Here is a 17,902-nt window from a genome sequence, read left to right as displayed (position 1 = left end):
CCGGCAGCCGCCCGCCGACGGGGAGCCGCCCGCCGGCGATGGCCTGCCGGAGCTGGGCCGAGAGCCAGTCGGCCCGGCCGCCGGGTGGGGCGTCGGCGATGTCGAGGTGCAGGAAGTCCGACCCGGCAGTTATGGACCTCTGCGGCGATGGTTCTTTGGCCCTGCCCATCGGGCCATCATGACAGCAGAGTGGTGGTGACGACAGCCTGCGGCCCGGACCAGGGCCGCGGACAACTCACCGGAAGGACTGTCGTGACCATCGCTTTCCTGATCGCCGCCCTCGTCGTGGTGGTCACCCCGGGCGCCGGGGTGTTGTACACCGTGGCCACCGGGATGGGCTGGGGACGCCGCGCCGGGCTGGTCGCCGCGGTCGGCTGCACCCTCGGCGTCGTACCGCACCTGGCCGTCGCGCTGGTCGCCGTGGCCGCGCTCCTGCACACCGCCGCGCCGGCCTTCCAGGCCCTGCGGTACGCCGGCGCGGCGTACCTGGTCTGGCTCGGATGGACGACGCTGCGGGACCGCGGCGCGGCGGACCCGGACGCGACGCGACCCGCGCCGTCGGCCCGGCAGGTGGTCACCGGCGCGGTGCTGACGAACCTGCTCAACCCGAAGCTGACGATCTTCCTCGTCGCGTTCCTGCCCCAGTTCGTCGGTGCCGACGACCCGCACCGGCTCGTCCGGATGCTCGGCCTCGGATCGGTGCTCATGGTGCTCACCCTCGTCGTGTACGCCGGTTACGGCGTCCTCGCCGGCACGGTGCGCGACCACGTGCTCGGCCGGCCCTGGGTGAGCACCTGGCTGCGGCGCGGGTTCGCCGGCTCGTTCCTCGCCATGGGTGCCGCGCTGGCGCTCACCCGCTGATTCGTCAAGGAGTGTCATGCGTTTCGAGCACGCGCCGCAGATCCGGTCGGCGTACCCGGAGTTGGTGGCCGGGACGATCACGGTCGACGGGGTCGACGCGGACGCCGACGTGACCACGGCGGTGGCCCGGCACCTGGCGACGGCCCGGGCCCGGTTGGCCGGCGGCACCGAGGCCGGCTTCCCCGAGATCCAGGCGTGGCGGCGGGTCTTCGCCCGGATGGGGCTGCCGCCGACCCGCTACCGGTGCGCCGCGGAGTCGCTGCTGCGCCGGTTCCGCCGCGACGGCGCCCTGCCCCGGCTGCACCCGCTGGTCGACCTGTGCAACGCGGTCTCACTGGCGTACGCCATCCCGATCGCGGTCCTGGACGTCGAGCGGATCGACGGAGACCTCGCGGTACGGCCCGCCCGGGGCGACGAGGAGTACCTGACCCTCGCCCGCGAACCCGAGCACCCCGAGCCCGGAGAGGTGATCTTCGCGGACGACGCGGGCCGGGCGCACTCCCGGCGCTGGACGAGCCGGCAGAGCGGCTGGTCGGCGATCCGGGCCACCAGCCGGTCGGTGCTGATCGTGGTCGAGGGGGTGCACGCCCGCGCCGGGACGGACGTGCCCAGCCTGCTGGACACCCTGGTGGTGGAGCTCGCCGACGCCTGGTCGGTGCGGGGTCGTGCGGCGCTGCTCCCGACCGGGTGACCGTCGACCGGGGGCGGCGGGGCTGCCGGAGAGCACCACGCACGCCCGTACCCGGGGTAGGTGGCCCGGGTACGGGCGTGGGCGGCGTGCTCAGCGCAGCGGGTCGAACGGCGCCAGCTCCGGCGGCACCTCCCCCTTGAGCACGGTCTGGGCCATCAGCTGTCCGGTGATGGGGCCGAGCGCGATGCCCCACATGCCGTGGCCGCCGGCGACGAACACCCGGGGGGAGGCGGTGACCCCGGCCAACGGCAACCCGTCGGGCGTGCAGGGCCGGGAGCCGACCCACTCGTCGCGCCGGTCGTCGAGGTCCACGCCCGTCAGGAACGGGCGGACGGCGTCGACGATGGCGGTGATCCGCCGCGGGTCGAGGGGGTCACCGGGACGACGGAACTCCATCATCCCGGCCACCCTCAGCCGATCGCCCAGCGGCGTGCACGCCACCCGTTGCTTCGGGAAGTAGAGCGGGCCGCGCGGCATCTGCCGGACGGGCACGCTGAAGCTGTAGCCGCGGCCCGCCTGCACCGGCTGCCGCACGCCGAAGCGGGTGGCCAACCCCCCGAGCAGCGCGCCGGTGGCGACGACCACGACGTCGTGCTGTCTCTCGCCGGCGCCGGAGAGCACCGAGACGCCACCGGCCCGGGGCCGCAGGTCAGCCACCTCGACGCCTTCGACGATCTCACCGCCGCGCTCCCGCACCGCCTCGGCGAGGGAGCGCACGAACTCGGGCGGGTCCAGGTAGCGCTGACCGTAGATCTGGATCGCGACACCCACCCGGTCGGTCAGCGCCGGCTCCAGGGCGCGGGCCCGCCAGCCGGTGACCGGGTGGAAGCTGACCTCCTGACCGGCGTCGCGGATCTGCTCCAGCTCGGCCAGCAGGCCCCCCGCGTCGCGTTCCCCGGCGAAGCAGGCCAGAAAGCTGCTCGCCCGGTACGTCTGCGCGGCCACCCCGCCCGCGGCCAACACGTCGAACGCCTCCAGCGCCCGCTCGTTGAGCGGCACGTAGGCGGCCATCCCCCGCCGCCACCGCCGCGCCGTGCTGTGCGCCACGAAAGAGGTGAGGAACCGCAACAGGCCACGGTCGGCACGCAGCGGCAGGTAGACCGGCGACCGGGGACTGAGCACCGCCCGCAGCCCGTACCGCAGCACCGCGGGCTCCGGCAGCGGCGCGGTCAACCCCGGCGTCAACCAACCGGCATTGCCCCAGGAGGCCCCGGCACCCACGTGGTCCCGCTCGTACACCGTGACGCGCACGCCCGCCTCCTGCAGGAACCAGGCGGTGGACAAACCGACCATCCCGGCCCCGACGACCGCGACGTCACGCGGTGCGTCGGTCACGAACGCCGGCGCGTGCTGCTGATCGGGTTCCGGTGACATTGCCTGCTCCTTCCCTGGGGCGGGCACACGCCCGCGTCGCAGATGGGCCAACCATGTCCGGCGCCACCCGCTCCGGCCAGAGCCGCCGCCGGTCAACCTGGGCCTGCCGCCTTGCCGACGCCCGGCAATCTGGGCCGGCAGCGCCGGCCGGCTCAACGGCGAGTGGACGCGGCGTCGCAGCGCGGGCAGAACCTCGCGGCGGGCCGGTGGGCCAGGCACTCGATGGGAATGTCGGCCCGGCATCGTCGGCAGGTGCCGTACCGGCCCTGCTCCAGGTGGCGCAGGGCGCGGGCGAGGTCGTCGAGCGCGCGACGCGACGCGGCCGTCACCGCAGAGGCGGTGTCCGTGCCGGCGGCCGGGTGGTCGGGCCGGTCGCCCTGCCGGGCGAGCAGGGCGAGTTGCGTGTGGTGTCGCGCGTACTGTTCCTCCAGCACCATCCGCAGCACGTCGAGCTCGCCCTGTCGACTGACCGGACGCCTCCGCGTCCCGTTCTCCTCTCGCGGCCGGCGGGGAGCACGCGGAACGGCGGTCACGATCCGGGTCCGGTCGGCGGTTCGTGGTCGGCGCCCCTCCGAGCCGGGCCGGCGGCCACATCGACGATGTCCAGGATGCCGAGCAACCCGGCGAGCGCGATCGCCTCGGCGCGGGTCAGGGTCAGGCTGCAGGCGCTGTCGGGGTCCATGCCGTCGTCGTGTACCAGGTCGCGACGGCCGCCGGCGTGGTGGGTGACGACACCGACCCGGCGCCCGCGCTCCGTGGTGAAGCAGTGGCGCAGGCCGATACCGGGCAGTGGGGTGCGTTCGAACTCCATGGGGCAGCTCCGCAGAAGGTGTGACGGGTGAGGCGTCGGTCCGCCGGGCGGCCACGCGGGGCTCGCCGACGGTCGCGCTGAACACCCGGCTGACGTGCCGAGACCGATGAGTGGCTGAGGACTTCGGGCCGGAGGGCCGCCGAGGTCCGACAGGTCAACGGGCCGGCAGGACGCGAGCAACCGGCAGCGCCGCGCGGGCAGGTGTCGACGCGGGCCGTCGACGTCGCCGGCCCGGACGACGATCGGCCCGGTCGCGGTCGGTGCGCGGCGAGCAGGTGTCAGGCGACGGCGAGCTGCGGCGGGGCGCGGTCGGCGGACCAGGCCGGCACACAGCCGGGCACGGCACGGCGGCCCAGTCGAAAGACGATGCACAGGCCCACCGCCAGTGCCGCGCAGAGGACGACCACGAGCACGGCCAGCACGAACAGCGTCGACAGCGGTCTACGCTCGCCGACGCCGACGTAGGCGTGCCCGGCGTGCATGCGGCGACTATAGCCCACCCCCTCGGGCCGTACCCGATCGCCGTTTGCGCTGGCGGGAGCCGCTTCGTGTCCGCCGCAGCCCGTCAGGCGACCCGAACTCCGGGCCGGGATCCCGGTGCAGCGCCGGCCGGCGGGTCGGCGACGTTCAGCCGGAGGTCGGCAGGGGTCGCGCCGGCCAGTTGAGGGCCTTCGCGCCGAGCACGGCCGCCTGCAGGGTGAACCGGTGGGCCGGGTCGGCGGGGTGGTAGCCGGTCAGCCGCCGGACGCGATCGAGCCGGTAGGTGACGGTGCGTACCGACACGTGCAGGCGCTTGGCCGACTCGGTGGCCACCGCCCCGGTGTCGAAGTACTCCCGCAGGGTGTCCAGCAGCGGCTGGGCGCCGCCCCGGGCGTCCACCAGCGGACCGAGCACGGCCTGCACCAGATCGACGATCGCCGGCTGATCGCGTAGCAGCACCCGGTACACCAGCAGGTCATGGGCGTCGACCACCGGGGCGGTCACCTGCAACCGTCCCGCCATCGACAACGCCTCGCGCGCCTCCTCGTACGAGCGGGCGATGCCGTACAGCCCGGGATGGGCCCGGCCCACCGCGATCCGCCACGCGTCCCCGCGCGGCAGCCGGGTGAGTTCCCGGTGCATCAGCCGTCCCAACTCGCCGCTCGGCTCGGGAGACGGCGCCACCCGTTGCCCGGTGGTCGCGTCGGCCGGCGCGATGACGACCAGCAGGCCCTCCTTGGTGGCCACGAGCACGTCGCGGTCGCCGAGCCGGTCGAAGATCACCGCTTCCAGCGCGCTGATCGCCGCATCGGCGTCGGGCAGCCGGCTGCTCGGCGCGGCCAGGGCCACCCGGTGCGCCCGGGCCAGGTCCAGACCGAACGGCTCGGCCCGTTCGACCAGCGCGCCCAGGTCGGAATCACCGCGCAGCAGGTCGTCGACGAGTTCGCGCCGCAGCGTCTCCTCGCGGCGCACCAGGTCGCGCCGCGCCACCGCGTAGCCCTCGGCCAGGGTCGCCACCGCGTCGTCGACCACCTGCAACACCGCCGTCGCCGCGACCCGCACCGCCTCGCAGTCGCGCGCACGCGCCACGGCCGGCAGGTCGTGCCACAGCCGGCGGGCCGCCGACAGGTACAGCTGCACCACCCGCCCCGCCGATATGCCCTGTTCCGCGGCCCGCCTGCCGAGCGCCTCCACCCCGTCCAGTTCCGCGCGCCGCGGACGGCGTCCGTGCACCGCCGCGTCGGCCAGCATCGGCAGATACTCCCCCAGCAGTTGCACGTCAACCCCGCCGGCATCGCGGCTCGCGCCCGCCGCCACCTCGGCCAGCCAACGGTCCTCGGGCACGGCGGCAGCCTCGGGGCGCCGGCCGGTCGGCCGAACGTTGTCCGCCACTCCGCCTCGCCCTCACGCGTGACCGCCACAGGCCCGCCGCGTTCCCGGCGGCAGCGCCGCCTGCGGTCCCGGACGACCACGGTCGGCCCGGTGGGCGAGACCGCCCGGACGTGCCCGGCGCTTCATTGCCGTGCACCGGCAGTCTAGCCCCGGCCGCGGTGCCTCTGCCGGGGTTGTCTCGGCCAGAGGACCGCGGCGCGGTCCCCGCGTCCGCGCGGTGCTCGACGCGCAGCGCCCGGGCCGTGGGTCTCCCGTCGCCGGAGCGTCAGCCCTGCGCCGTCGGGGGCGGAACCCGTGGCGCTCAGCACCCTGGTCAGTCGACGGGAAGCGGCGAGCTGCCGGCCCCTCCGTGGGCGGGGTTGTGGGCGGGGGCGTTGATCTCGACCGGCGGCGGGAAGCGCGTCACGAAGTCGCACAGCGTGATGTGGGTCGGGACGATCGTGACCACCACCATGTCCGTCGTGTGCGCGCGCTTCTGGCTTTCCCACCCCGGCGCCAGGCTCTTGTCCGCGAACATCCGCCAGGATGCCTCGACGTGCTCGTCCGGGACCCCCGGCCGAAGCTCGATCGACGCCGTGCCGCGCACCAGCATGACGACGGGCGTGTAGTCGGCGACCGGCTCCGCCCCGAGCCTCGCCGCCACCTTCCTGCGCACCTCGGCCGAGTACGTGTCGACGCTGAAGGACACCTGCGGGTGTGCCGCGATCGCCTTGACCTTGTACGCGGTCGTGGGGCTGGCGAAGACGAACGCCTTGCCGTTCCACAGGTAGGCGACCGGCACCGTGCGCGGGTGGCCGTCCAGCCCCACGTACCCGAGCCGCATCGCGACCGGCGACTCCAACAGGGTCTGTGCCACCGGGTCGGTGTTCACCAGGTGCACGATGTCCGCGTAGTCCACGGCTGTCCCTTCCTGCGAGCGGATGCCGGCACCCGCTCCGTCATGGTGCTCACCCTGGCGGCCGCGGTCTTCCACGTCACCGGATGTAGCCTGATCACTACATGGCAAGTATCTGCAGCGCGCTGCGCCCACGTCTATACGGCTGATTGCCATTACGGTTGCAGGGGCCCCAGCCGTAGCCGGCGGAAGCGATTGCCGCAGCCGAGCAGAGACGCCCGTGCCGGCAAGCGCCGACAGGTCAGCCATCCGCATCGATGCCGTCGCTCCGCGCCCGCCGGGGCATTTCGGGGCAACCGGCGCGGGGCGTTGCCGACTGCATAGACGTGCATTACTATACCGATGCTCGGGAAGCGATCACGGCGTCACCGGTCCACTGCGGACCGTTGGCGCGCCGACCGGCTTTGCCCCCGTTTCCACCACACCGCCACCACCGGGCGATCGAGCGGCGTCAGGAAGACACCATCGCGCGAGCGGTGAATGGGGAAGGGCGAAGGTTGAGCGGGATCGCGTCCCTGGTCATCGGCATCGCCTCCGCACCGGCGCATCGCCGGCAACTCGCGCAGTTGTTCGGCGGCACCGAGGCGTTCCTGATCGTGTCGAGCGTCGACCAGGCCCGGCGGTTCCTCGGGGTGGCCCGCCGGCCCGACGCCGCGGAGCCGGTGGCGTCCGCACCGACCGAGCGGACCGAACCGGCCGAGCGGGTGGCCGTCGGTGGTACGCCGACGCCGGAGCTGAGCATCGACTCGGACCGCCGGGTGCTGTGCTGGCGGGGCCGCGAGGTCGACCTGACCCCGCTGGAGCACGACTTTCTGCGCTGCCTGGTCGGCACTCCCGGCCACATCTGGAGCTACCAGCGGCTGCACCGTGAGGTCTGGGGCACCGAGCACCTGGGACGGGGCTCCGACCTGCACTCGGTGGTGCGCAGGGTACGGCGGAAGCTGGTCCGACTGGGCGCTTCGGCGACGATCCACACGGTGCGTGGGGTCGGCTTCCGCCTCGCGGCGTCCTGACCGCGAGACCGGATCGCCATCCCCTGGACGGGTCCGGCCCGCCCGGTCGGGTGACCAGGCGGGCCGGATCTGTTCGTCAGCGGTCAGTTGTCAGCAGCGGACCGGGGACAGGGCGAAGTTCTCCACGGTGGGCGTGGCGGTAGTGATCTTCGTCTGCCGGGTCTGCGGCTTCCAGTTGTCCTTGGCGACGATCATGGTCAGCGGGTTGTTCCGCTTGTCCAGCCAGTAGGCGTACCGGCCCTCGGCGTCGGTGGTGAAGGTCAACGACGTCGCCCACGAGTCGACCTGGACCAACGCGCCGGCGATCGGCGCGCTGGCACCCTGGCAGCTCGTCCCGGTGACCGTACCCATCAGCTTGCCCCAGGTGGTCGGCTGCTGCGCGGTCATCTTCACCGACACCGGCTGCACCGTGTAGGGGGTGTCCTCCTTGATCAGGATCGACGCCGAGTAGGTGCCCGGCTGGTCCACGGTGGCCGCGATCCCGACGGTGAGCGTGACCTTCTCGCCCGGCGCCAGGGTGGCCGCCGTCTTGTCGATCGTCAGCCAGCTGACGTCCGCGGAAGCCTCGGCACACTCCTCGAAACCGGGAAGGGCCTCGCTGTCCGCCGTGGCCGTGAAGCCACCGGACGAGCCGCCGACCTTGTAGAAGCCGCACGCCGCGCCGCCGCGGTACCGGGCGGTGTTGGCGTTGGGCAGGTTCGACCACGAGTTGGCGGTCGGGTCGTAGGCGAAGCCGGCGTTGGTGATGGCACCGCCCTGCGAACCGCCGACGACCAGGAGCTTGCCGTTGGCGACGGCGAACGAGCTGGCCCAGTTGTCGACCGGCGCGTCGGCGATCGCGGTCCAGGCGTTGGTGCCCGGGTCGAAGGCGTAGCCGGCCTTCTGCGCCGCCGTTCCGTCGTTGCCACCGGCGCAGTAGACGATGCCGCCGATCGCGCCACAGGACAGGAAGGCCACCGCCTTCGGGTAGTCGGGCAGCGCCTCCCAGCTGTCGCTGCCCGGGTCGTACCGGACGACGTCGTTCGACATCGGCGTGCAGCTCGCCGTGGTGCACCCGCCGATGGCGTACAGCTTGCCGTCGGCGACCGCCTGGCCGGCGGCGGACCGCGGCGCGGGGTTGTTCGCCTTCTTGGTCCAGGTGTTGGCCGCCGGGTCGTACGACCAGGTCGCGGCGTCGGGGCCGGAGGCCCCCCAACCGCCGGTCACGAGGATCTTCCCGTCCACGACGCCCGCCGTCACGGCGTTACGCGCGCCGGGGAGGTCGGCGATCGGCTTCCAGCTCTGCGCGATCGGGTCGTAGACGTAGTTCTTCGCGCTCGACGCCGAGCCGTTGCCGCCGGCGATCGAGTACACCTTGCCGTCCAGGTTGACCACCCGGTTGTCCATCACGTTCGTCGGGTGGTCGGCGATGTCCGTCCAGGGCTCGGCCTGCGGGCCGACCGGGGCGGAGGTGGCCGTGCTCGCCTTGTCCGACGCCCGAGCGGCGAACGACGTGGCGGCGGTGAGCCGCTGCGGAGGCGCGCCGACGGAGCCCAGGATCTGCTGCTTGGTCAGCCGGGACCCGTCGGCCCGCAACAGCTCGAAACCGTCGTCCCGCTCGCTGAACTTGACGTTGACGGGGGCGCCGCCGGTGTTGGTCACCGTGACGGTCTTGGTGGCCTTGCCGCTGGGCATCCGGACCGTGGCGGTGACCGCCGCCGGCTGCACCGACAACCGGCCGGCAGCAAGCTGGAAGGTGACGGGCGTGGCCCAGTCGGTCTGGACGTCGACCGGCTTGGTCTCGCTGACGTAGTTGCTGGCCTTCGCGGTGAACGGGTGCTCGCCGGTCTGCGACGAGAACAGCCAGAAGAAGCCGTCCGCCAGCTTGGTGTCGTCGGGGGTGGCCACGGTGGTGGCCGTCTCCGTCGGCTTGTCGCCGCTGGTGACGGTGGCGCCGTTGACGTAGCCGTTGTCGTTCTTGTCGCGCACGTGCCCGAGCACCAGGCCGCCGTTGGTCGGCTTGCAGGTGACGGCGCTACCGATCAGCACGTTGTCGACCTGCCACCACCACTCGTAGGAGGCCTCGTAGTAGTGGAACCGGACCTTGACCTCCGACTTGCCCGCAGCCTGCGGGATCGGCACCTGGGTCACCCGGGGGCCGCGGAAGTCCGCCGCCTGCCGGAGCACGTTGGCCCAGGTCGCACCGCCGTCGAGGCTGAGGTCGACGTCCGCGCGGTCGGAGTTCAGCCAGTTGTAGTCCTGGTTGAACCGGATCACCGGGGTCGCGACGTCGGTGAGGTCGACGACCGGGCTGACCAGCGAGGTGTCCTGCCGGCCACCGGCTGCGTAGTTGTCACTGTCGATGATCGCGAAGTTGCCGGAGCCGCCGGTGAGGTTGCCCCGGTCGCCGGCGTCGGTGAAGTCCCACACCTGACCGGTGCCGGCGTTGTCCACCACCGACCAGTCGGTCGGCACGCGGTTGCCGTCGAAGGTCTCGTACACGCCGTCGGAGCCGTACTTGTAGCCGGGCGCCGTGGCGCAGGCGGTGGGGTCGACGGGCACCGCGACGTTGTGGACGGCGTTGCCCGAGCCGACCACGACATCCTTGGTCACGGTCTGGTAGCCCGCGTACTGCGGCTCGACCTTGACCTGGTACGTCGCGCCGGCGGGGAGCTTGAAGCTGTACCGGCCGTTGGCGGGCGTGGTGTAGTCGGACGCCGACAGACCCACGACGCTGACCTTGGCGTACAGCGGCCAGCCGTGGCCGGAGCCGTCGGTCACCGAGCCGCTGAGCGTCACACTCGGCACGGCGGTCAGGGCGACGTCGATCGTCGTGGTCACGTTCTTGGCGACCGTCGCCGACACCGTCTTGCGCGCGTAGCCGAAGGCGGTCACGGCGGCCTGGTAGTCGCCGACCGGGAGCAGGGTCGAGTACGTGCCGTCGGTCCCGGTGGTCAGCTCGCGGGTCGCCGGGCCGGTGAGGGCCACCGTGGCGCCCGGCAGCGGGTTGCCGGTGTCCGCGTCGGTGACCTTGCCGGCCAGGGTGCCGGTTTCGCCGATGGGGGCGGCGTCGAGCAGCGCGAGCGCGTCGAGCCGGCCCTCGCCGTACACGTTGTTGTCGTCCGCGGTGCCGCCGCACTGGGTGTCGGCCTTGTCGATCGCCGAGTTGTCCAGCAGGGCGCGCGTCGCGGTGACGTCACCGGCCAGCGCGGGTGCCGCCGACCACAGCAGCGCGACCGCACCCGCGAGGTGCGGCGCGGCCATCGAGGTGCCGCTGTAGCTGCCGTAGCTGCTGCCCGGAAGGCTGGAGCGGATGTTGACGCCGGGCGCCGAGATGTTGGGCTTGATCCCGCCGTCCTGCCCGCTCCCGCGGGAGGAGAAGCTGGCGATGTTGTTGTTGACGTCGTACGCGCCGGTCGAGTAGTTGCTGGTCCGGCTGCCCGGTGAGCCACTGGTCTGGCAGGCCGGGCCCTTGTTGCCGTTGGACCAGGTCCCGAAGATGCCCGACGCGGTCCAGGCCAGCGTCACATCTTCCATGAACGGGTCGTTGGAGGGCAGCGTGGTGCCCCACGAGTTGTTGATGATGTTGGGCCGCTTGCTGGCGTCCGGGTTCTCGCCGTCGAGGTCGGTGGGCTCCAGCATCCACTGGCCGGAGGTGACCAGCGCGGCGTCGCTCGGGCAGCAGCCGTTCGCCGCGATCCACTTGACCCCGGGCGCGACACCGATCTGGTTGGCGCCGGCGGCGCCGGCCATCGTGCCCATGGTGTGCGTGCCGTGGCCGTCGCTGTCGCAGGGCGCGGTGGCGCACTCGCCGGCGGCGTCGAACCAGTTGTAGTTGTGGTCGAAGGTGCCGTCGCCGTTGTTGCCGCGGTAGGCGCCCACCAACGCCGGGTGGTTGTACTGCACCCCGGTGTCGATGTTCGCCACCGTGATGCCCGCGCCGGTGACGCCGTACTCGGACCAGACGTCGTCAGCGTTGATGTTGGCGATGCCCCACTCGAGGGCGTTCGTCGCCTTCGCGTCGGCGTCCTTGGTGACCTTGGGCACCTCGTAGGCCGTCGAGGCGTAGATGCCCTCGACCTCGGCGTGCTGGGCGAAGTTCTGGGCCATGGCCAGGGAGCCGCTGCTGACCTTGATGGCGTTGGTCGCCCAGAAGGACTGGTACTTGGCACCTGATCCGTCGAGCTCGGAGCGGACCTTGGTCTGGCTGTCGACGGCGGTCTTGCGCAGCGCGTCGGCGACCGCCGCGCCCCGCTCGGTCCAGTCCTTGATCGCGCTGGCCTTGCTCAGGTCGGCCCGGTCGGTGAAGCGGATCCAGAAGTCGCTCTCGCTCTTCGCCTGGAGCTGGTTCATCAGGTCGGGTCGGATCTTGTCCGCCGGTGCGGCCTGCACGCCGGAACCGGTTGTCGCCAAACCTGCTGCGGCGAGGGCAATCGCCGCGCCTGCGCTCGCCAAGCGCCTGAACAGGCGCGTCCCGTGTGGACGTCTCAGCATCGGTGCTGTCTCCTCCAGAAACGACCCGCGGTTAATCAAGCCATGGCGAAGGGTGCAAAGACCCATCTCCTGTCTGGATCACACCGGAATGAACGAACCCCCCAGGCCCCAGGCGCCGTGCGGGTCACGCCGGCTGCCTGTGTGGACACTATGATCGAAAAAGATGAACGATCAAGCACGGCACGTGAGCAACTTGTCGCTAGGAGTTGCCCGCCTGGCGGCGGGTTTGACAATTACTGTCACGGCCATGACCAAGTCGGGCAGAAACTGCCCAACGCTTCCGGGTGGGTGCGGTGACCGAGGACGACGACAGCACGGTGCCTGCCGGGTTCGACGAGACCGGCAGCCCGTTCCCCCTGGTGATCGCGGTGACACCGTCACCGGCCGAACGGATCCGGCTCGCCGAGCACCTCGACGGCATCGCGCCGCTGCTGCTGGTGGCCGACCTTGACGAGCTGCGCAGGCTGATCGCGAGCGCACACCCACAGCCCGGGGCGGTGCCTGCGCAGCCCCCCGCCGCCGCGCAGGCGGCTCCGGACGACACCCTGCGGATCGACCCGGCCCGGCTCACCGCCCGCTGCCGGGACCGCGAGGTCCCCCTCACCCGGCTCGAACACGACCTGCTGGCCTGCCTGATCAGCGAGCCGGTCCGGGTCTGGAGCTACGCCGAGCTGCACCGGTCGGTCTGGCGGGCCGAGGGACGCCAGCGCACGGCGGACGTGCAGTCCCTGGTGAAGCGGTTGCGGCGCAAGCTCGGCGAGCTCGGCACCGGCGTCACCATCGTCGCGGTGCGCGGTGTCGGGCTCCGGGTGACCGATCACCGACGGCCGAGGGTCAGCGGCGCCGACGGCTGACCCTCGCCCGGCAGCCGTGGGCCAGCCGCCCGTGACAGCCCGACGGGCGGGCGCCCCGTCGCGGCTGCGCGACCACCTCGCCGACCGGACACCGGCATCGGCCGGATCACGCCCCGAGGCCCGTGGTCACCCAGGGCCGGGCTCGGGGTGACCACGACCGGCTGGGCCCACCCCGGGAGCACGGGAACCGCACCGGCCTCCGTCAGCGGCCCGCCGGATCGGCCAGCAGGGCGGCCACCGTACGGGCCATCACCGCGCGGGCCTGGTCCACGCCCAGACCCGGACCGTCCCGCAACATCGACCCGGCCGACCGCATGCTCGCCGCCGGGTACGCAGGGAGATGCCGGCCCGCTCGGCTGCGAACCAGGGGAAGCCGGCGCGGCAGGCCGCCCCCGAGCCGCCGGGGCCGAGCCATGTCCCGCGAGAGTCGCCGATCGTGCCTGTGGGCGAGCGCGGCGTCGTAGCGTTGTCGGTGGGCACGCCCCGGTCACGGGGCCGGAGACTGAGCAACGGGAGGCGACTGATGACCGAGCCGGAGGAAGAGCAGGAGAAGAGCGCCAAGACCGACCGTGTCCTCTTCTCCCCCGACGGCGACCCGCACCACACCCTCGCGGAGGCGAAGCAGCCGGACGAGCACCTGGCCGTGCGCTACCAGCACGACGGTGAGATCGAGACGGTGGGCGACGACGAGCAGCGGCCCTGACCGCGCCGGCCGACCAGGTCGGCACCGACCATCGTCAGCGGCTACGCACCGCGCACCCCACCTGGCGGTTCCTCGGACGGGCTACCCCAGAACAGTCGCGAGCGCTCTTCATATTCCTCTTGATCGGGTTTACGCTCTGCCTCAGTCCTGAAGCGACTCATAGTGGAGGTTCCCCATGAAGAAGATGACTGTCCGCCGCACGAGCGCGCTGCGCCTGGTGTCCGGTGCCCGTCGGCTCTGGATCGAGTGGTGCTGGTAGTACCCGGCACGGCGGGCGCCCTCGGGCGCCCGCCACTGCGGCGACGGGCCCGGCCGTGACCGGCGATCCGGGCGGCTACGACTGCCACCGCGCCTACGGGCCGTACGCCGGGGTCGCGGACTTCCTCGGCCGGATCGCCGCCGAACAGCCCCGCCTGGCGTCCCGCCACGAGGTCGAGCTGCACTCCATCGCGCCCCGGCTCGACCACGCGGCACGCCCGGCCGCCGAGGAGGAGCCGATCCGGTTCCATCCCGCCCGGCGCACCGCCTGCCTGGCCTACGGCGCGACGGAGTTCGTGGCTGCCTGGGCGGGCAAGCTCCGACGCCCGGTCACGGTCCGGTTCGACCACGTCGCCGGCGCCGACGAGACCACCCGCGAACTGCTGGACGCCCTGGCCCGCCGGCTCGGGTCGTCCCCGGTACGCCTGGACCTGCGCGACGGCGGCGACCGTGAACCGGCCGCGGCCGACCCGACGCCGGAGGCGACCCGCACGGCCCTCGGCGAGGGCCTGGCCCGCGGCTTCTACCACCACGCGGCCCGGGTGGCACGGCGCGGGCGCGCCACGGTGACCCCGGACGGCGACCTGCCGCACTGGTGGGCGTTCACCACCGGCCTGGCCACCGCCCTGGCGGCGCTGGGCGAGGCCACCGAGGCGCTCGACCTCTACCGGGAGGCGCGCGCCGCCACCGACGACCCGAAGATCACCATGTCGGCCGCGTACGCCACCGCCATGCTGTACGCCCGGCACCTGCCGGCGGCCGACCAGGACCCGGCGCAGGCGCGGCAGTGGCTGGAGCGGGCGGTCCACCTCGCCGCCGGCCTGGACGACCCGCGGCAGCGGATGCTGTCCACCGTCTTCTACGAGCAGGGCCTGGCGCTGCTGGACAGCAGGGCGGGCGAGCCCGCCCGCGCGCTGCGGCTGATCGACGACGGGTTGGCCAGGCTGACGGCGGCGCTGGGCCCCGGCGAACGCCCGCAGGACCTGGCCCGGCTGCGCCACAACCGGGCGCAGGTGCACCTGGCCCTCGGCGATCCGGCGCAGGCGCTGGCCGATCTCGACACCGTGATTGCCCACGATCCCGGCAACTGCGAGTACTACGTGGACCGGGCCGCCCTGCACCGCGCGGCGGGGCGGGCCTCGGCCGCGATCAGGGACTACGACACCGCGATCCGCCTGGGACCGCACCTGCCCGAGGCGTACTACAACCGGGCCGTGCTCCAACAGGAGCGGGGCCGCACCGAGCGGGCGCATGCGGACCTGGACCGGGTGCTCGCCATCGACCCCGGGCACCTCGACGCCCGGATCGCCCTGGTCAACCTGCACCTGGAGCGCGGCGCGCTCGACGCGGCCGAGGCGGGCGCGCGGGCCGGCCTGGCGCTGGTCCCGCAGGAGCCGGCGCTGCTGTGCACCCTCGGTTTGATCCGTTCGGAGCGCGGCGGCCTCGCCGAGGCCGACGAGCTGCTCACCCGGGCCCTGGCCGGGGATCCGGAGCTGGTCGAGGCGTGGACGAACCGTGCCGCCGTCCGGTTCGAACGCGGCGACGTGGCCGCCGCCGTGGCCGATCTGGACCGGGCCGTGGCGCTGTCGGCCGCGCCGGTGCCCCGCTACAACCGGGGCACGGCGCTGATGCGGCTGCGGCGGTGGGACGAGGCCGCCCAGGACTTCACCCAGGCGCTCGCCCAGCCCGGCCTGGACCGGGCGCTTCGGCGCGACCTGCGCGCGGAACTCGACCGCTGCCGTCGCGCGATGGCCGGATGACGGCGAGCAGAGCGGGTTGACGGTCACTACCGCGGCACCACCGGGCGCAACCACCCGGGCGGCGCACCCGCCCGCAAAGCGCTTGCTGCGCGCGGCGGGCTCCGGGAGGGTGTGTCCATGACGTTCTGACGGACCGCACCCAGTTGCTCCACGGCCGCACGGCGCCGACCCCCGCCGTCATGCCGTCCGTCCATGACCGCTTTCGGCGAAGTGAGCGTCCTTGTCTCAGCCACCCTCCCGGCGGGGGTCCCTGCCGGGGTCCGCCCCGGCCCCGGGTTCGGCCACCGTCATGGCGCCTGCGCGCGCTCGGCCACGAGCAGCGACAGCTCCCGGACCAGCTCGTCCATGGTCTGGCCGCTGTGCGCGCGGACCAGGCTGAGGGCGAGGTCGGCCAGGAGGTAGAACCCGAGGGTGCGGGCCTGCTCGGTGGGAAACACCGAGAGCAGTTCCTCGGCGCCGGCAGGGTCGCCGCGGCGGGTGGCCGCGACGACCCCGGCGGCGCGTTGGACCAGTTCCGCCGCGTCCGGGACGGGGCCGGTCACGCCGGTCAGGGCCTCGGTGCTGCGGCGCGGGCGGCGTCGAAGCGGGCGGTGACGTCGGCCCAGTCGACGATGTTCCACAGCCGGTCGACGTAGTCGGGGCGTACGTTGCGGTACTGCAGGTAGTAGGCGTGTTCCCAGGCGTCGAAGACCAGCAGAGGGGTGGTGCCCTGCCCGACGTTGCCGTGGTGGTCGTAGACCTGTTCGACGATCAGCCTCTGCCCCAGGGGCTCCCAGGCGAGGACGCCCCAGCCGGAGCCCTGCACTCCCTTGGTCGCGGCAGACAGTTGGCCGGAGAAGCCCTCGAACGAGCCGAAGTGCTCGTCGATCGCCGCGGCCAGGTCGCCGTCGGGGCGGTCGCCGCCGTCCGGGGAGAGGTTGTTCCAGAAGATCGAGTGCAGTACGTGCCCGGAGAGGTTGAACGCGAACGTCTTCTCCAGGCCGACGAGACTGCCGAAGTCGCCCTTGTCACGGGCCGCGGCGAGCTGTTCGAGGGCGTCGTTGCTGCCCTTGACGTACGCGGCGTGGTGCTTGCTGTGGTGCAGCTCCAGGATCTCCCCCGACATCGCCGGTTCCAGCGCGCCGTAGTCGTAGGGCATGTCGGGCAGGGTGTAGGCGCCCACCAGCAACTCCTCGCATCGCAGCCGTAGGTCAGGTACGGACGGGGCTCGAACGAAGGCATGGACCATCGGGCCGAACCAGCCGCCACTGATGCCAGGATTGCGTAGTTGCCAAGATTTGGCAATAAGACTCGCCAGCGTGTCGGCCTCGGGGGTGACGTGGCCGAGTTCGTGCGGCTGCTCCTCACAGCCGGTGCGGCACCCGACACGGAAAGCGGGCGAGGCCAGGAGGGAACGCCCCTGTCGTCGCCCGCCGGACAGGGTGCTGCGTCACGCCTCGCGGACGACAGGCCCCGCGTCCGTCACCGCGACGAATGGGCGGGCGGGAACCCGGTCGCGTCGCGGCTGCGGCCGGCCAACAGCCGCGTCACCAGGTCGGCCGCCTCCTGGTTGCGGAGCAGCTCGACCCGTGGCGTGTCGAGCTGTCGGGCGTCGACGCGTTCCAGCTGCCGCGCGTCGGCATGTTCCAGCAACGCGGGCGGTACGGGCTCGTGCGATCGCAGCACGAGCGCCGGTGCGCGGCCCGACGACAGCGGCGCGGCCGCCGCGATTGCCAAATACCGGAGGTACCCGGTCAGCCGGCTGATCAGCTGTTCGGCGAACTCCACGTCGACGCCCAGTTCCTCGCAGCCGCGCGGCGCGAGTTCGGCGTAGGACTCGCCGAGCCACCGGGCCAGCTCCTCGACGCTGGTGGCGGCATCGGCCCGGGCCCGGGCGCGCTCGGTGGCCTGGTCGACGACGTCCTCCCCGAGACCCGGCGCCAGCTGCGTGACGGCTTTCGCGTACTCCTGCCAGAGCGACTGCGGCACCACCGGCAACGGGTCGAAGAGGACCACCTCGGGCGGGATCGGGCCGGCGATCCGGTCGGCGAACGCGACGGAGAGCCGGCATCCGGCGCAGTACCCGAGCACGGCCACCACCTCCGGCCCGAACAGGTCGGCCGTCGAGAGCCACTCCTGAAGCCGGGCGCTCGGGTCGACCGCGCCGTCGGCGTCGTCGGTCCAGGTGGTGCGGCGCGGCGCCTGGACCGTGTAACGGTCGGGAAGCAGCGGGACCAGATCGCTGAACCCGGCGGCCTCGCGGCCGGCGTCGGCACTGAAGTCGACCACGAGCACGATCTCGCTGCCGGTACCGACCCTGAGCGTATGCCACATTGGATTGTTCACGCGTTCCGCCCT

16 protein-coding genes are annotated in these 17,902 nt (G+C 72.9%); 6 read left to right on the top strand and 10 right to left on the bottom strand.

Features of this window, described 5'->3' with window-relative positions:
* Positions 1-252 precede the first annotated feature (252 nt).
* Both ABT023_RS17710 and ABT023_RS17705 read left to right on the top strand, forming a co-directional pair.
* Entirely contained in the window at positions 253-861 is a 609-nt protein-coding gene (locus ABT023_RS17710; RefSeq protein ID WP_350886668.1) for a LysE family translocator, read from the top strand.
* 16 nt (positions 862-877) lie between these two features.
* Positions 878-1,552, top strand: coding sequence for a B3/B4 domain-containing protein (locus ABT023_RS17705; RefSeq protein WP_350886665.1), 675 nt, complete (start codon positions 878-880; stop codon positions 1,550-1,552).
* Between the two features lie 90 nt (positions 1,553-1,642).
* Here ABT023_RS17705 and ABT023_RS17700 read toward each other — a convergent pair whose 3' ends face one another.
* From ABT023_RS17700 to ABT023_RS17675, 6 genes are all read right to left on the bottom strand, one after another.
* A complete protein-coding gene (locus ABT023_RS17700) occupies positions 1,643-2,926 on the bottom strand; it encodes an NAD(P)/FAD-dependent oxidoreductase (protein WP_350886662.1) in 1,284 nt (427 codons plus the stop codon).
* A gap of 152 nt (positions 2,927-3,078) precedes the next feature.
* Positions 3,079-3,363 (bottom strand): TraR/DksA family transcriptional regulator, encoded by a 285-nt coding sequence (locus tag ABT023_RS17695; protein WP_350886659.1) that lies wholly within the window; start codon positions 3,361-3,363, stop codon positions 3,079-3,081.
* 92 nt (positions 3,364-3,455) lie between these two features.
* Positions 3,456-3,737, bottom strand: a complete 282-nt coding sequence (locus ABT023_RS17690; protein WP_350886657.1) for a cation:proton antiporter regulatory subunit — start codon at positions 3,735-3,737, stop codon at positions 3,456-3,458.
* A 278-nt stretch (positions 3,738-4,015) separates the two neighbouring features.
* Positions 4,016-4,219 carry a hypothetical protein gene (locus ABT023_RS17685; RefSeq protein ID WP_350886654.1) on the bottom strand — a complete coding sequence of 68 codons (204 nt, stop codon included), beginning with the start codon at positions 4,217-4,219 and terminating at the stop codon, positions 4,016-4,018.
* Between the two features lie 145 nt (positions 4,220-4,364).
* Positions 4,365-5,561, bottom strand: a complete 1,197-nt coding sequence (locus tag ABT023_RS17680; protein WP_350886651.1) for a PucR family transcriptional regulator — start codon at positions 5,559-5,561, stop codon at positions 4,365-4,367.
* A 361-nt stretch (positions 5,562-5,922) separates the two neighbouring features.
* The gene (locus ABT023_RS17675; RefSeq protein WP_350886648.1) at positions 5,923-6,507 is read right to left on the bottom strand and encodes a pyridoxamine 5'-phosphate oxidase family protein; all 585 of its coding nucleotides are present in this window, start codon (positions 6,505-6,507) and stop codon (positions 5,923-5,925) included.
* Positions 6,508-7,001: 494 nt separating this feature from the next.
* Between ABT023_RS17675 and ABT023_RS17670 the strand changes: the two genes are divergently transcribed.
* A complete protein-coding gene (locus ABT023_RS17670; RefSeq protein ID WP_350886645.1) occupies positions 7,002-7,517 on the top strand; it encodes a winged helix-turn-helix domain-containing protein in 516 nt (171 codons plus the stop codon).
* A 90-nt stretch (positions 7,518-7,607) separates the two neighbouring features.
* Here the strand turns inward: ABT023_RS17670 and ABT023_RS17665 are convergent, their stop codons facing one another.
* A complete protein-coding gene (locus tag ABT023_RS17665) occupies positions 7,608-11,888 on the bottom strand; it encodes a S8 family serine peptidase (RefSeq protein ID WP_350886642.1) in 4,281 nt (1,426 codons plus the stop codon).
* 395 nt (positions 11,889-12,283) lie between these two features.
* On the opposite strand from ABT023_RS17665, the gene ABT023_RS17660 reads away from it, so the two are divergent.
* The 3 genes from ABT023_RS17660 (at position 12,284) to ABT023_RS17650 (ending at position 15,565) form a co-directional block, all read left to right on the top strand.
* Complete coding sequence (locus ABT023_RS17660) at positions 12,284-12,844, top strand: winged helix-turn-helix domain-containing protein (protein WP_350886639.1); 561 nt, start codon at positions 12,284-12,286, stop codon at positions 12,842-12,844.
* 523 nt (positions 12,845-13,367) lie between these two features.
* The gene (locus ABT023_RS17655; RefSeq protein ID WP_350886635.1) at positions 13,368-13,547 is read left to right on the top strand and encodes a hypothetical protein; all 180 of its coding nucleotides are present in this window, start codon (positions 13,368-13,370) and stop codon (positions 13,545-13,547) included.
* Positions 13,548-13,861: 314 nt separating this feature from the next.
* Positions 13,862-15,565 carry a tetratricopeptide repeat protein gene (locus ABT023_RS17650; RefSeq protein WP_350886633.1) on the top strand — a complete coding sequence of 568 codons (1,704 nt, stop codon included), beginning with the start codon at positions 13,862-13,864 and terminating at the stop codon, positions 15,563-15,565.
* Between the two features lie 287 nt (positions 15,566-15,852).
* On the opposite strand, the gene ABT023_RS17645 is transcribed toward ABT023_RS17650, so the two are convergent.
* The 3 genes from ABT023_RS17645 to ABT023_RS17635 all read right to left on the bottom strand — a co-directional run bounded on the left by ABT023_RS17645 (position 15,853) and on the right by ABT023_RS17635 (position 17,890).
* A complete protein-coding gene (locus ABT023_RS17645; protein ID WP_350886630.1) occupies positions 15,853-16,107 on the bottom strand; it encodes a superoxide dismutase in 255 nt (84 codons plus the stop codon).
* 5 nt (positions 16,108-16,112) lie between these two features.
* Positions 16,113-16,727, bottom strand: a complete 615-nt coding sequence (locus ABT023_RS17640) for a superoxide dismutase (protein WP_350886627.1) — start codon at positions 16,725-16,727, stop codon at positions 16,113-16,115.
* Positions 16,728-17,026: 299 nt separating this feature from the next.
* A complete protein-coding gene (locus tag ABT023_RS17635; protein ID WP_350886624.1) occupies positions 17,027-17,890 on the bottom strand; it encodes a hypothetical protein in 864 nt (287 codons plus the stop codon).
* Positions 17,891-17,902 lie beyond the last annotated feature (12 nt).

It is taken from the genome of Micromonospora sp. NPDC002296, from assembly GCF_040296145.1.
Taxonomy (GTDB): Bacteria; Actinomycetota; Actinomycetes; order Mycobacteriales; family Micromonosporaceae; genus Micromonospora.
The sequence above is the reverse complement of the archived record's forward strand: the minus strand, read 5'-3'. Positions and strand labels throughout refer to the sequence as shown.